Below are 14,274 nucleotides of genomic sequence, written 5' to 3'. Positions count from 1 at the left end.
ACGCTGCAAACCCAGGATTACTTTTCGACATTCAGAGAATGGTCGCCTATGCCATTGTAACCAATGAAGGATACCAAAGTTTCCGTTCTCGGTCTGGGAATCATCGGCTCTGTCTGGACCAAGCACTACGACGATGCAGGCGTTCTTGCTGCCTCGTGGAACCGCAGCCCCAAACCCGAGAGTCCACTCTGGGAAAAGGATCCTGCAGATGCGGCTGCAAAGGGCGACGTCATCCATCTTTGCGTTTTTGATCCTCCTTCAGTTAGGGAAACTTTGGAACGAATCAACCCCACGCTAGGGCCTGAGAAAACCGTCGTCCAATCGACTACCATTGATCCCGAAAGTGCCGAGAAATTTGCTTCGATGGTGAGCGAAACAGGTGCCTCTTACGTGGAAGCGCCGTTTACGGGTAGCAAACCTGCAGCGGAGGCCAAGAAGACCGTCTTTTTTCTTGGAGGCGGTCCCACCGTTGTATCAAGAGTCGATCCGACCCTCGCCCTACTTTCCCGTAAATGCTTTGTCTTCGAAAGTCCGCGGCAGGCGGCAACCATTAAACTCGCAATGAATCACCAAATCTCGGCGATCACCGAGGCTCTCTGCGAAGGCATTTCCTGGGCACGCAGTGCCGGGCTATCGGACGACCAATTCTTTGACGTTCTCCGCGAGAATGTGGCGTGGTCGGGAGTTGCAGGCCTGAAAGAGGACAAGATCAAGAACATGGATTTCAGCCCACAGTTCTCGCTTCGAAATATGCAGAAAGACCTTCGTCTTGCTGAAGAATGCTCCCCTTTTCACCTTCCCTCCCTCTCTCTTGTCAAGGAACGGCTTACCGAAGCATTAGAGGCCGGAATGGGAGATGACGACTTTGTTTCCCTTCTTCGTCTTCTTCCGTGATCGAACGTATCTTCACCGGTTACGAGCGGCCGATTCTCCACACTCTACTCGAACATCTGGATCAATTTGATCAACACGGGGTCGTAGACCTTTCACAGACTGTTCTTATTCTTCCGACTCGCAACGTTGGTAGGCGGGTGCGAGAACAGCTTGCAATTCGTGCCGGAGAATCAAACCGCGCCGCACTGAGTCCTCTGACCCTGACTCCCGGCTCACTATTTTCGTCCTTAGCTCCGGAAGAAAAGACCTTTCGACCAGCCAGCCAAATCCTCGCTGTAATTAACGTTCTCGAGAGCCTTTCTTCAGAAGTTCTCCAACGGGCATTTGGAAGGGAGGAATTCGGCGGATTCAACGAGTCTCTCTCGTTCGCTCGAGTATTCCTACACTCTCGTCGAACCCTTGCCGAGGGTCTTTTCGACTGTGCGAGCGTGTCCAGACACCCTTCCATTCCCGACAGAGACCGTTGGGCCGCACTCGCGACGATCGAAGCGAAGTATCGAAGCTTACTGCAAAACGAGCGCTTGTTGGATCCTGACGATTGGGCTGCCGAAATGGCAACCGCACCATCTCCCTGTCCCGAGTGGAAGAGAATCATCGTCGCTGGGACGCCTGATTTTCCAGAAAGAACAGCCGTTTTCCTCCGAAACCTATCCCAAACTGTTCCCGTCGAAATACTCATCCTGGCTCGTCCTGAGGAAGAAGCAGCCTTTGATGACGTTGGCCGACCGCTCGAGAGTTGGTTTCTTAAAAAGTCTATCGAAATACCTGAAGAGTTTCTACACATCGCTACGGATGTGGTCGCTGCCAACGAGAGGATCGCAACACAACTGGTCCGGTATCCCGATTCGCGTTCTGCGGCCGTCTGTGGTGTCGGGCAAGCGGTAGACGGTGATTCGCTCGCATATACCCTTACCTCCCGACGCGTTCCTGCATACAATCCAGCTGGGGTTCCCTTTGTATCGACTCCTCAAGGACGATTCCTACAAATCCTTGAAAGGATCGCCTTCGGAGAAGACCCGGAAGACTTCGCTTCCTGGCTCCGCGACCCTTTCGTTGCGACTTGGGTCGCAAACGAGGGAGAAAGTCTGCCCCGTGAAGAATGGATTCAGGGGATCGACCAAATCCGGGCAGAGAGTCTTCCCGCAACGATCGGTAGCTTTCTTCAGATCCTTAAGGCCCGCGGTGCTAAACCCAAGATTATTGGACTCACCCAAAAGATCCGAAAGATTGCGCGGAAGGTTGGAAACATTTTCCAACTCCTGGAGTCGGAGGAAATGAGAACCCTGCTGACGACTATCGAGCGAGAGGACGGTGTCACCGACTTCGCAAAAAACCTCTTCACGATCCGGGAGGCTTCGCAGCAATACACCCTGAAGTCAGATTCCGCCCTGTTGGGTCAGTGGGCGATCAAGGAAGCACTCCAGTTCTCAATCTATCCGGAACGTCCTGCCGAAGTGATTGAAGTGCTCGGATGGCTTGAGCTCCTTTGGGACGAACATCCTTGGCTGCAGATACCAGATTTTTACGATGGGTCGATTCCCGGCGAAACCGTCAACCAACCTTTTATCCCGGAAGCCCTCCTGAGGGAATTGAGTCTACCCTCCCGCAAACAACGCGATACGCGGGATGCCTACATTTTGAAGACGCTGATCCGTCTCCGGAAAGACGGAGGACGAGTAGACCTATACGTTCCGGGGCGGGACTTGACTGGCAAAACAGTTTCTCCATCGCGCTTTCTCTTCTACACGGATGAACACGACCTTTCGAAACGAATCGCTCTCGTATCCAAAGGTCCAATTCCCTCCGAGGCTCCTACCCCGGCCCCTTCTCTCCTTTTCGACCCGTCAGCAAAAGCCCCTCACTCTTCTTGGCTTTCCGAAATAGATCGGATCTACGTGACCAGCTTTGCCTCCTGGATCCGCTGTCCGTTTACCTTTTATCTGGAAAGGGTCTGTGGAATGACCACCGTCGAACCAGATCGAATGGAGATGGATCCACGCTACTTCGGAACTGCAGTGCACGAGGTCATGCGCATTCTTGATGAGACCTTGATGGATAAGGCTGAGTGGGAGGATTTGGACAAGGTCCAAACGAAAGCAACTGAGCTTCTTGAAAATTGGTTCTCTAGAGTCTTTGGGAGAAAGACCGGCCTACTCCTTCAACTCCAAAAGGAGGCGATTCATAGAAGGATCTCCGCAGCAGTTTCGATTCGTAGAGAAACTCGCATAGAAGGATGGACCCCGATGCACATCGAGTGGAATTTTCGCCCCGAAGGCCTTCTCGAGATCGACGGAATCCCGCTCTCCGGTCAGATCGATCTGGTCGAAGAGAGGGGTGATGAAATTCGTCTTATTGACTACAAAACGAGCGATCAGGCTGAATCTCCATCCAAAGCTCATCTAGAGAATATCGAGAGAAAAAAGCGATTCAGCCCTTCCAGCCTACTCACTATCAATAGCGAACCGGGTTCCGGCTGGAGAAATCTGCAGCTTCCACTCTACGCCAAAGTAATCGCTGAAAAGTATCCTGAACGCCCGATCCGAGTCGCCTACATCCTCCTTCCCAAGGCAGTAACAGAGTCAAGACTTGAAGAATGGAAAGAGTTCTCCTTACAGCTTGCCGAAGAAGCCGTGGAAGCCGCCGAGAAGATTGTCGACCTGTGGAAAAACGCGGGCTTTTGGCCTCCATCTTCGACTTTCGAAAGATCGGACGCGTTTGATTGGTCAGGACCTGAAGGTCGCGAGGCGTGGCAGCAAGGAACCCTTCTCGATCTATCGACATTGGCAACGGAGGGGAAATGATGTTTGAGCGACACTATCGTAGCGGAACGATCCGGAGGTCCCGGCATGATCTCAGGAAGGGTCCGGCTCCGTCCGGACCGGGGTGTTCGTTCCAAAAACGCGGCCAATGAACCCGAATCCACGAGACCATCTTATGATCAGGGCTTCCGCGGGCTCGGGAAAGACCTATCGATTGGTCCGGCGTTTGATCAGTCTGCTCGCGGACGGCGAGGCTCCAGACTCCATCCTCGCTGCTACCTTCTCAAGAAAAGCTGCGGGGGAGTTTCGGGCGAAACTACTTTCTGCCCTCGCGACTGCCGTCGAAGATAGGGAAGCCAGTCAAACTTTGAGCGATGAAATCGGCTGTCCGGGTTGGGGCACTGATGACTACCGCACCCTTCTAAGCTCACTGGTCCGCGATCCCGACCTGCTTCGCCTGAGCACCATCGATGCATTCTTTCTCGAACTGATCGGGCTCTTCCGCTTTGAGCTGGGACTGGGTGCAAACGTTTTTCTCGGTTCGGAAACTGGCGAAGAATTCGAAATACGCGACCTTCTCCGCACTATCTTTACTGCGGCCGAAGAGGACACACGAAAAGCACTCTTCCACTTGGTCGAAGAAGATCGAGGCGACGATTCCGTTCGGAGCTTTCAGGCGGTGCTCGAGGAGTGGATCAAGTCAGCGCTTTCTCTCTATCGTCAATGTCCCGATTCGGAGAAATGGGGAAAGCTTCCGGACGGGCTTACTCTCCCGAAGGTTACACCCGAAGAATGGACGAAACGCTTGAGTCTTTTTACACAGAGGCTCAATGAGGAGTCTATCGCGGAACAAAGTCAGCCAGCGGTTCAAGAACTGATCGCGCATCTGCAGAACTGGGATTTTTCGCCGGTCTTACCGAAAGAGTACGCCAAGTGGATCAAAGCCGGCGCGGTCGATCAGGAGAAGCTCCTCTTGGGGAAGAAAGGATTTATTATCAACCGGAAGAAGATCACCCTCTCACCTTCCACAGGGGAAGCCCTCATCTCGCTTGCGGAAATCTTTTATGCAAACGCCGTCCAGTTGGCGGTGGGCAACACCAAGGGGGCGCACAAGTTTCTTGCTCATTTCGAGACTGAGAATGAAGCCCGTCGGTTGAGTGTGGGTCATCTTCGATTCGAAGATCTCCCTTTCTTGCTTCGCAATCTCGACTCACCGGAAGGCTCTCTTCTCGCCTACCGTCTCGACGCTCGACTCAAGCACTGGCTCCTCGATGAATTTCAGGACACCAGTCGAAGTCAATGGGAGGTTTTGCATCCATTTATCGAAGAGCTTTTCTACGATTGCGAGGAACCTCGAACCTTTTTCTGCGTCGGCGATCCCAAGCAGGCGATCTACGGCTGGCGAAAAGGAGATAGTCGATTATTCAAAGAGATTGCAGCGAAATACAGCGCCTTTGAACCCCGACCACTAGTAGTCGAATCGATCGCGAAAACTTACCGCTGTTCCCCCCCCATTGTTGAGTTTATCAACCAGCTCTTTGGAAGCCGTGAGGCATTTCCCAAGGACCTGAATGAAAACGTGGCCTCCCGATGGCTCGACCAATGGGAACTTCATCAATCGGCCAAGGAGTTTCCTCTAGGAATAGTAGAGGTCGAATCGTTTCCAGACAAAGAATCGCCAGACGAACTAATCCTGAATCGCCTGAGGGCCAACAGCCATCGAAAGTCCGATAGATCCGTCGCCATCCTCTGCCGAACCAATAAGACCGCTGATCATTTCGACGCATTACTTCGTGAAAATGGAATTCCCACCGTTCGGGACGGAGCACTCTCAATCACCCGAGACTTTTCCTCTGGTCGCCTCATCTATGCGATCTTCAATGTCCTACTGTGCCCTGGAAACACGCTCGCTCTTGGAGTGCTCACCAGCAGCTCAGCGGTCTCATCGATCGAGCAGTTCTGCGGAGGCAAAATCAGCCCGCAGTCCTTGAGGAAAAAGTGGGAATCGCTCCCTCTGCCACAGTTTCTCGCTGACTTCGAATCCTGCCTTAGCTCGGGCGGATGGATTGATTCTTCCGAGCACCGTTGCCTCGAGGCCGTGTATACGATTCTTCGGGAGGCTAAGAGCAAGGAAGGTCCGGAACTAAAAGAAATCGTCCAGACGCTGAGCCATTCGAGACTGGAAGATCCTGGGTCCGCATCGGGTGTCCAAATCATGACCATTCACCGTTCAAAGGGGTTGGAATTCGACACTGTATTTCTTCCCGACCTCGCGCCCGGACCCGGTATCGCGCCACACAAAGAGTTATGGGTTAGCGAAGAGGAAGGACGAATTACCGCGGTCCTCGAAAGAGTAAACCAAGACGCACAGGCAATCTTCCCACCATTACGGGAATGGGGCGATAAAGTCGCTGAGGACCGCACCTTTGAGAGCCTCTGCGTTACCTATGTCGCGGCAACCCGCGCGGTTGAAGAACTCTATGTTTATTGTCCGAAAAGAAAGAGCTTCCTTAGTCAATGGATCGAGAAAGCGTTTTCTCCCGATCCAGAGGATGTGCCCCTTGTCAAAATTGGAGAACCGGTAGAATCAACTCCTCCAAAACCCGTTTTCAAGGCACCCCCTGAACCGTCGCCTCCGGTTTTAGAGAAAACACTTTCGTCATCCCTTCGTAGGGACCTTTCTCCTTCTAAGAAGGGTTCCGGTGAGGCCTCTTCCCTCTTTCTTCCCGATAAAATGGCCTTGCTCGAATTCGGCACAAAGGTTCATCGGGTTCTCGCCTCCTTCGAGTGGCCTGCCTCCGACTGGGACCCGAAAACCGCGGATCCAGATGTTCGACCGATTCTTTCCCAAGCCTTCGCTCACGATTCTATTCGTGAACTCCTTAGTCGACCGCAAAACCCGACCGAGGTTTGGCGCGAACGGGCTTTCGATGCTAGGATTGAAGACACGTGGGTCTCCGGCGTTTTTGACCGGGTTCATCAACGTTGGCCAAAACCAAACGAAAAATCGAGACCCCTCATCATTGACTTCAAAACTGACAGTTCTCCTCAAGAAATTCCCCAATCCTACCGGGACCAACTACTGACCTACCGAAAGGCACTAGCCATGATACTCTCTACAGATACCGATCAAATTGACGCCAAGCTTGTATTCTTGCGCTCAGGCGAAATCGTCCCTGTTTAGCGGTGTAGCTCTTCTATATTACCGGCTTCGACCGTCTCACGGTATACCGGTTTTTCGGCAGAGGATTGCTCTCTCAAAGATTCCACATCCATCAACACTGCCGCAGTCGACCTTGCATCCGCCATCGCCGCACTTGGATCAACTACCCAGACCCGTTTATTTAAAGCGGCCGCTTGGTTGCTGAAGGGTGAAATGATATGGGCTCCTTGGATCGCAGTTCCCGAGGCACTCAGCGCTTCATTCCGCAGTCCTAGCTCTCTCCGAGTCTCATCTCCCACCAATGCTACCTCCCATTGCTTTTCACCAAATGCCAAGTGGGTGCTGCTTCCCGCAGATAGAAATCCGGCTTTGATGCTGCCCTCATCCTTGAGCAGCTGGAGAAGACAATCCAGAGCATATCCCTTTCCAATTCCTCCCAAATCGATTTCCCTGCCCGCTTCGAGACACTGGACGACGGGCCGATCCGGCACAATCTGAAGCTGACCGCCAAGCACTGGCATTGAACCCTCAGCACTGGTCTTCCGATGCTCGATCTGTTTGCCGAGAGTAACATCAAAGTACCCGTAGGTAAGCTGGTAAGCCTCCATCGAAAGCAGCAAACACTGATGACATTCGTCGCTCACAAAGAGACTCGAACCGCTTTCCATATGGTTGAGCTGCCAAATGTCACTACCCGGAATGTAACGACTTAGCTTGTTTTCGATCTCATCAATGCGCTGAAAACAAGCACTTGCCAGCGTTTTCGCATGGTCACCGCTGTCACATTCCAAATTGAGCGTGAAGGTGGTTTTCATCGCTTCATGTCCGTGCTGATGAACTGCCATCATGAATCCGACTCCTTCATCCATGCGTCCCAAAGATCACTCCGAATAAAAAGTAGGATGGGCACATTATTGCGAAGACTCCTAGGCACCTCGATATGACTTTCATCCAACATTTTCCGGACTTCCTCGAAATGATCGGGCATTACAATCACTACCGGAAGCTGCTCGAGTTCCGGGCTACCTTCCGGCCAATAACCTACTGGACCAACATCTCTCAAATACCAAGGTAGAGGCCAATACTCCTGTCCGACTACCGCAATCGGGTCATCCAGAGAATTCACATGAATCGACCGAAGCTTCTCTATCCATGAAGAGACTCGTTCCACGTCTCTGTTAGTCGGAACATAGGCGTAGGGATTTCTGGCATCATTGGCCAATCGCCCAGTTGCCTGCACCGATTGTTGAACCTGAAATGAGAGACCGAGAACGATGAGGGCCACTACAAAGGCTCCGAAACCGAATCGCTCGAACCGCATTCGGTAGACCGCCGCTCCAGCCAGTAGACAGGTCAGCGACCAAGGCAGCAATAGGAGCCAGGTAGTCTTGTAGCCAATCAAACTATAGATCGCGAAATGAATGACCACGGCAATCCCAAGAAATCCGGTAAATCCGCGGCTCTCCCGCGACGAGATACCCGCCAAAAAGCCAATGACTGCCAACAAAAATACAAACGCCTCCGTCCACCAGCTACCGACCAGCTCTTTAGGCCTGAGGAGGAGATCAAAATAGAAGGATACCGGCTTCTGATGACCCGGAACGGTCTCGTATACAAAGAATGACTTGAAGGCATCCGTTAGACCCTCCGGCCTGCTGAAAAACTCTGTGTAAAAAACGGCTCCAACAATGATCGAAGTCACTGCAACCAGAAGAAGAGCTCTAAAATACTCCCAGATCGTGGAAACCTGTCCGCCTTGACTCGAAAAACCCTTTAGGAAGATCAACAGAAAGACTACCCCGGCACCGAAACTTAGAAGCGATATTGCGAATGTCACTTTAGTCGAAAACATCAGTCCGACGCAGACACCTGTTACGAGACCATTCAACCAGTTGGGCCTCAGGGCTAAACGGTAGACCGCAGCCGCGGTGAGCATTCCAAAAAGAACCAACCAGCTCTCATGGATGAACATGCGATTGTAGTAGATCAGTAGAGGGGACGTCGCAAGTAAGGCACCTGCCAATAGTGCTGGACCTGAGCCGATAATCCTGAGCCAGAGAAGCGGAGTCAGAATAGTCAGCACTCCGGCAACTACAGGTCCCAGTCGAATGGTAGTAGCGGTCAAATCCTTCCACCCTTCTTCGCCAGATGCTCTGGCAATCGGAATGGCGCTCAAACTCAGCCAAGGACCGTGGAAATGCTCCGGATCAAAAACGTAGTCCTCCCCTTCCAGCCTGTCCGCGAGCATCCGCGCATTCGTGGCTTCGTCGAAATGCAGCGGACGCTCCTCCAAATCAGCCAGCCGCAACACGCTTCCCCCGGCCACAACTACGATCCAAGCTAGGAAAGTGAACCAACTACGCGACATTGGAAGAGTAAGAATAGAGCGGACAGGAAAGTGCTGTGGACGATTTTCAATTGCCTAGCAAAAGGGAGACTCGCACATTAAAGGTTCGTTGAAGCAGATCACTTTAGTAACCCCAGTATACAACGATTCCAAGCGCTTATCGGTCTTCGGTCCAAAGTTGGCTAAAGCTGTCGCTGAAGCCAACCTACCGATACAATGGATAGTCTCTGACGACGGGTCTGATTCAAACGAAAAGCGACTGGTTGAGAAGAAGGTCGAGGAGTTACTCAAAATCTACCCGCAGATCCGTTTTCTTCCACTCGCTGAGCGAACTTACAAGGGAGGTGCCGTTTATGAAGCATGGGATCAGTCAAACGATTCTGATTGGCTTGGTTTTGTGGATGCCGATGGAGCCATCGATGCACAGACCATCATAAACCTTTTCAAAGAGGCGTTAGCCTCATCGTCTCCATCGGCTTGGATTGCGGTTCGGCAGAACTCTCCCAGCACCCCAGTAGATCGAGGAATCGCCCGAAAACAATCGTTTCGAATATTCAATAGCCTCGTTCGCAGGCTTCTGGGAATTCGCTTTAAAGACACCCAATGTGGAGCGAAAGTTTTGGCAGGACCCGTTTACCGGGAGATCTCGAATCGACTCGAAGAACGCGGATTTGCTTTTGACCTCGAGCTCCTCGTGGCTCTCGAATCCAACCACTACGAAATTCGCGAGGTGCCAATCCCCTGGCGGGAAATTGCCGGGAGCAAGGTTCATCCGCTTCGGGATGCGTGGCCGATGTTGAGGTCCGTCCTAAGGATCAGAAGAAGGTTGAAGGCAGGTCACTACCGAAAAGACCGCTCTACTGATTAATCGATTACTCCACGCGGACCTTCGCCCGTTTCAACCCGAGATCGATCTTGAGGGCTAATCCATTGCTCCTAAAGGACCTGTTCCCCGTCGACCCAATACTCTTCCAGCTCGGAACGGAAACTTCCAATCTTCGCCTCACTCTTCAGTTTAATGGGAATCATGCGTTCGTCGTCGGTGAGCCAGACATCAATCAACGCACCTTCCGGCCGGGCAAAGATCGCTCGGACGCCAAGAAAATCTGCGGTTATCTTTAACGCACTGAACTTTCCCGCAGGCACTCTAAGCTTCTCAGGCCCCGAAACCTTAAACTCGATCTGATCAATTACTTTACCGTCCGTTACCCAAACACGATGGGTTCCGACCGAACAAGGAACTGCACCGCTTCGAAAAGCGAAAACGATGGACAGCGGATCCTGACAAAGAGGTTGAAGTGGTATCGGATTTCTCACGTCGCCGTTTTTCGAATACCGAACGATTCCATTTTCCCAATCAAAGATTGTCTCGTGAAGATTCTCGGAAGCCGTCTCGTCCCGCGAGTAACCCAATGATTCCTCTAAATCAGGAGCAAAACGGCTTTTGATAATTGTGTGGAAATCGTAAAATCTTCTCATGAAGGCATTGGCCTTCGCATCAAGTGTCGCTTCAACTAGGCCAGCTTCCTCGGATACCTCATCCAGCCGTATCTCAACCTCACCTACCCCCACAACACCCCACTTGAGTTTGTAGAGGGCCTTTTCCCCAACGACCGCGCCGGTCGGTGAAGTTCCTCCACTAGCCAACGTCGATCCACACAGAAAAACCGAAAGAAGAGTGACCAAGATCGCAGGACGAAACGCCTTCTCTCTACAAAGGAGACCTTGTGACTTAGCCACGGTCTATCTACCGACTCCAGTCCAGCATGCGTTTGAGTGGGACATAAGCCTTCCGTCGGGTCTCTTCATCCATAGTGATTTCGGGCGTCCCATACTTGAGTGCATCCCGCACACCTTCAATCGTGTTCATTTTCATGTAGCGGCAATAGTTACAGGCACCCCTGTCAGATGTGCCGGTTCGATAATCACCGCAGGCAACCTGCTGGGCAGGAGCTGCAATAAATGTCTTCTCTGGGACATCTTTTCGTAGCCGATAGAGCATGCTACTCTCTGTCGCGACGATAATGTCCTCACTCGAATGCTCGCGGGCATACTGAATCATTCCCTCCGTGCTACAAACGTGGTCAGCAAAGGATCGAATCGCGTCCGTGCACTCCGGATGGGCAACCACGGGCGCACCAGGAAACTGGTCTTTCACCCGTTGGATGGACTGCACTGTAAAGAGAACATGAACGTAGCAACTTCCCGGCCAGAGCCGCATTTGCCGTCCCGTCTGCTGGGAGACCCATTGGCCAAGGTTCTGGTCGGGAACAAACAGGATCTCGCGATCCTCAGGCACCTGGCTCACAATCTTAGCGGCATTTCCACTCGTGCAAATCACATCGCAGAGTGCTTTCACTCCAGCCGAGCAATTGATATACGCCACCACGTAGACATCCGGGTTCTCCTCCTTGAAGGCAGCGAGTTTCTCCGGAGGACAGGAATCAGAAAGGGAGCAACCTGCCTCGAGGTCTGGCAGAATCACTTTTCTTCCCGGATTCACGATTTTGGCGGTTTCCGCCATAAAATGAACACCGCAGAAAACAATTTGGTCGGCATCCGCCTCAGCAGCTTTGTAAGCAAGCCCCAAAGAGTCCCCTAGGTAATCGGCGACTTCCTGGATCTCGTTGATCTGATAGTTGTGAGCAAGAAGCACAGCATTCTTCTCTCTTTTCAGATCCATGATCTCCTCCTGAATCTCGCTCAAACGCTTTGCGCCGGATTCTTTCCCCACGATAAAGGGAGGAGGTTCTGTTTCAGTGACTATCATTCAGTGTCCATACAGAGCATAACTTCGCGAAAAATACCAGACGGAAGGAGGTTTCTTGCCTTATCCCCAGGGGTCTCCCATTCTCTCCCCTTTCCATGGCGGCCATTCCCATCATCCTTAGATTGATAGCAGTCACCTGGGGCCTAGCCGTGGCCCAGTGGACCGCTTCGGGCGTTGTTTTTCAGAGTGGTCTGAGTTTCGTTGGTGCGGTAGCCCTTCTCGGTATTTTTCTGACGCTCCTCAAGCCGGTTCTGGTTTTGTTGATGTTGCCGCTGGTGGTTTTGACTCTCGGTCTGGGTCTTTGGGTCGTGAACGCCCTAATCGTGATGTTAGCCTCAGCTATCATTCCGGGGTTTGATCTAGCAACATGGGGCTCGGCTTTTTGGACCGCGCTGTGGGTGAGCCTTTTCACCCTAGGAACAATCGCCGTGACTGGGAAAAACGATCAGCGCTTCAGGAAAGTCGTCTTACACCAAAGCGGGTTTCGCAGAAACGTCGATCCGAAAAAGAAGGTGGATAACGATGACTTCATCGACATCTGATTGAAGGGTATTCACTCTGTCAGGGCTGCAAGTCGCTTGGATAGGCTTGCCTTTTTCCGACATCTGAACTGATAAGAATTTAGGAGGCCACCGTTACCGGAATTGCCTTCCATCTCCACTTTAAGAATTTTTATGAGCAACGAAACGATTCAATACGACCTCGTCGTGATCGGCGGAGGACCTGCCGGATACGCTGGGGCAATCAAAGCGGGTCAGTTGGGCCAAAAGGTAGCCTGCGTCGAAATGGAACGCGCCGGAGGCACCTGCTTGAACTGGGGATGCATCCCCTCGAAAGCGCTTCTCACCAGTGCAGAGCTTTACCAGAGAATGACCCACAGCGCTGACCTTGGTTTCACCGTCGGAGACATTGATATCGACTTTCCAAAGGTCATGAAACGGTCCCGGAACGTTGCTGATCAAATGGCAAAAGGCGTAGAATTTCTCTTCAAGAAAAATAAGGTCGATTACGTAATTGGTAAGGCACGCTTGAACAAAGGAAATTTAGTAGAGGTTTTCGAGGGGCCAGATAAGGGAAAGACCCTCTCCGCTAAGAAAGTTCTCATCGCCACGGGTTGTAAGCCCAGAATGATTCCTGGTGTCGAGCACGACGGAAGCAGGATCATGAATTCGCGTGATGCTTTGGCGATGACCAAACAACCAAAGTCAATCGTGATTATTGGTGCAGGCGCGATCGGAGCTGAGTTCGCTTACTTCCTGAACGCTCTCGGCACCAAGGTAACGCTCGTCGAAATGCTTCCCAAGATCCTTCCTGTCGAGGATAACGAAATCTCCGATGCGGTTGCCCGGGCCTTCAAAAAACAGGGGATTGACTGCCGCACCGATACCAAGGTCGAAAACCTCAAGTCCCTCAAAACCAAGGTAACGATGGACTTGGTAAAGGGATCAAAAACCGATAAGGTCGAGGCCGAATCCGTGCTTGTTGCCATTGGCGTTCAGGCGAACACTGAAGGTCTTTTGGGCGAGGGAGTCTCTCTCGAAATGGATCGGAACTACATCCAGACGAAGGACAATTACGAAACGAGTATCGAAGGGGTGTATGCCGCTGGAGATATCATTGGTCCTCCCTGGCTTGCCCACGTTGCCACATGGGAGGCGGTGCATGCAGTAAAGGGAATGTTCGAAGCGCACCACCCCGAAAAGGTGAAGGCCTTTCCGGGATGTACCTACTGCCAACCACAGGTAGCAAGTATCGGAAAGACCGAGCAAAAGCTTAAGGAGGAAAAAGTGCCCTATAAGGTGGGTAAGTTTCCCTTCACCGCATCCGGCAAGGCAGTTGCCTCAGCACATTCTGAAGGTTTCGTAAAGCTGCTGGTTTCCGAAGATTATGGAGAAATTCTCGGAGCGCACATTGTGGGTGCGGAAGCTACTGAGTTGATCTCCGAGTACGTTCTGGGCATGAAGCTAGAGGCGACTGCTGAAGAGATTCACGATACGATCCATGCTCACCCAACGATGAGCGAAGCGTTGATGGAAGCTTCGGCAGCGGTCTACGGAGAAGCTATTCACATCTAGCCAGGCTTGGTGGCAAAACCTAAGCAGCAATTTCAAACAGCTGCCTAGTCCGCACTCAGGAAGGGACGACACCACCTAGACGTAGTATTATACCACTTCAAAAAATTTCTGGCGAATTTGGTGCGGGCATGAATCGAAGCAGCGCGAGGCGCAGGCCTTGGGAGCGTATCGAGATACGACCCAAGGCCTGTAACGCTGCGAACTTCGATCCACGCCGCATCTCTGCGAGACGGGCGCAGGAGCCGATGGAGCAGCGTTGCCCCGCG

General features: G+C 52.2%; 10 protein-coding genes. 6 read left to right on the top strand and 4 right to left on the bottom strand.

Annotated features, from left to right (window positions below; genetic code table 11):
* The first annotated feature begins 63 nt into the window (after positions 1 to 63).
* The 3 genes from AAGJ81_00050 (at position 64) to AAGJ81_00040 (ending at position 6,837) form a co-directional block, all read left to right on the top strand.
* Complete coding sequence (locus AAGJ81_00050) at positions 64 to 894, top strand: NAD(P)-dependent oxidoreductase (protein MEM0964525.1); 831 nt, start codon at positions 64 to 66, stop codon at positions 892 to 894.
* On the top strand, positions 891 to 3,695 hold the full coding sequence (locus AAGJ81_00045; protein ID MEM0964524.1) for a PD-(D/E)XK nuclease family protein: 2,805 nt from the start codon (positions 891 to 893) through the stop codon (positions 3,693 to 3,695). The genes AAGJ81_00050 and AAGJ81_00045 overlap by 4 nt, the downstream gene beginning before the upstream one ends.
* A gap of 106 nt (positions 3,696 to 3,801) precedes the next feature.
* Complete coding sequence (locus AAGJ81_00040) at positions 3,802 to 6,837, top strand: UvrD-helicase domain-containing protein (GenBank protein MEM0964523.1); 3,036 nt, start codon at positions 3,802 to 3,804, stop codon at positions 6,835 to 6,837.
* Here the strand turns inward: AAGJ81_00040 and AAGJ81_00035 are convergent.
* Entirely contained in the window at positions 6,834 to 7,685 is an 852-nt protein-coding gene (locus AAGJ81_00035; GenBank protein MEM0964522.1) for an FAD:protein FMN transferase, read from the bottom strand. The two genes, AAGJ81_00040 and AAGJ81_00035, sit on opposite strands and share 4 nt — an antisense overlap.
* Entirely contained in the window at positions 7,661 to 9,184 is a 1,524-nt protein-coding gene (locus AAGJ81_00030) for a flippase activity-associated protein Agl23 (GenBank protein ID MEM0964521.1), read from the bottom strand. Before AAGJ81_00030 ends, AAGJ81_00035 begins: the two co-directional genes overlap by 25 nt.
* A gap of 88 nt (positions 9,185 to 9,272) precedes the next feature.
* Between AAGJ81_00030 and AAGJ81_00025 the strand changes: the two genes are divergently transcribed.
* Positions 9,273 to 10,031 carry a glycosyltransferase gene (locus AAGJ81_00025; protein ID MEM0964520.1) on the top strand — a complete coding sequence of 253 codons (759 nt, stop codon included), beginning with the start codon at positions 9,273 to 9,275 and terminating at the stop codon, positions 10,029 to 10,031.
* A 68-nt stretch (positions 10,032 to 10,099) separates the two neighbouring features.
* Here the strand turns inward: AAGJ81_00025 and AAGJ81_00020 are convergent, their stop codons facing one another.
* Positions 10,100 to 10,903, bottom strand: a complete 804-nt coding sequence (locus tag AAGJ81_00020) for a DUF3108 domain-containing protein (GenBank protein MEM0964519.1) — start codon at positions 10,901 to 10,903, stop codon at positions 10,100 to 10,102.
* Positions 10,904 to 10,910: 7 nt separating this feature from the next.
* Complete coding sequence (nadA, locus tag AAGJ81_00015; protein MEM0964518.1) at positions 10,911 to 11,933, bottom strand: quinolinate synthase NadA; 1,023 nt, start codon at positions 11,931 to 11,933, stop codon at positions 10,911 to 10,913.
* Positions 11,934 to 12,028: 95 nt separating this feature from the next.
* Between nadA and AAGJ81_00010 the strand changes: the two genes are divergently transcribed.
* Entirely contained in the window at positions 12,029 to 12,475 is a 447-nt protein-coding gene (locus tag AAGJ81_00010) for a phage holin family protein (GenBank protein ID MEM0964517.1), read from the top strand.
* Positions 12,476 to 12,607: 132 nt separating this feature from the next.
* On the top strand, positions 12,608 to 14,008 hold the full coding sequence (gene lpdA / locus AAGJ81_00005) for a dihydrolipoyl dehydrogenase (GenBank protein MEM0964516.1): 1,401 nt from the start codon (positions 12,608 to 12,610) through the stop codon (positions 14,006 to 14,008).
* Positions 14,009 to 14,274: the final 266 nt, after the last annotated feature.

The sequence above is a fragment of the Verrucomicrobiota bacterium genome, assembly GCA_038744685.1.
Taxonomy (GTDB): domain Bacteria; phylum Verrucomicrobiota; class Verrucomicrobiia; order Opitutales; family Puniceicoccaceae; genus Puniceicoccus.
Note: the sequence above shows the minus strand (reverse complement) of the source record. Positions and strands in the feature narration are given on the sequence as shown.

Bases quoted from the DNA above. Each gene is read 5' to 3' on its own strand.
- AAGJ81_00050 (MEM0964525.1), top strand. From the start codon at position 64: ATGAAGGATACCAAAGTTTCCGTTCTCGGTCTGGGAATCATCGGCTCT.
- AAGJ81_00040 (MEM0964523.1), top strand. From the start codon at position 3,802: ATGAACCCGAATCCACGAGACCATCTTATGATCAGGGCTTCCGCGGGC.
- AAGJ81_00035 (MEM0964522.1), bottom strand. From the start codon at position 7,685: ATGGATGAAGGAGTCGGATTCATGATGGCAGTTCATCAGCACGGACAT.
- AAGJ81_00030 (MEM0964521.1), bottom strand. From the start codon at position 9,184: ATGTCGCGTAGTTGGTTCACTTTCCTAGCTTGGATCGTAGTTGTGGCC.
- nadA (MEM0964518.1), bottom strand. From the start codon at position 11,933: ATGATAGTCACTGAAACAGAACCTCCTCCCTTTATCGTGGGGAAAGAA.
- AAGJ81_00010 (MEM0964517.1), top strand. From the start codon at position 12,029: ATGGCGGCCATTCCCATCATCCTTAGATTGATAGCAGTCACCTGGGGC.
- lpdA (MEM0964516.1), top strand. From the start codon at position 12,608: ATGAGCAACGAAACGATTCAATACGACCTCGTCGTGATCGGCGGAGGA.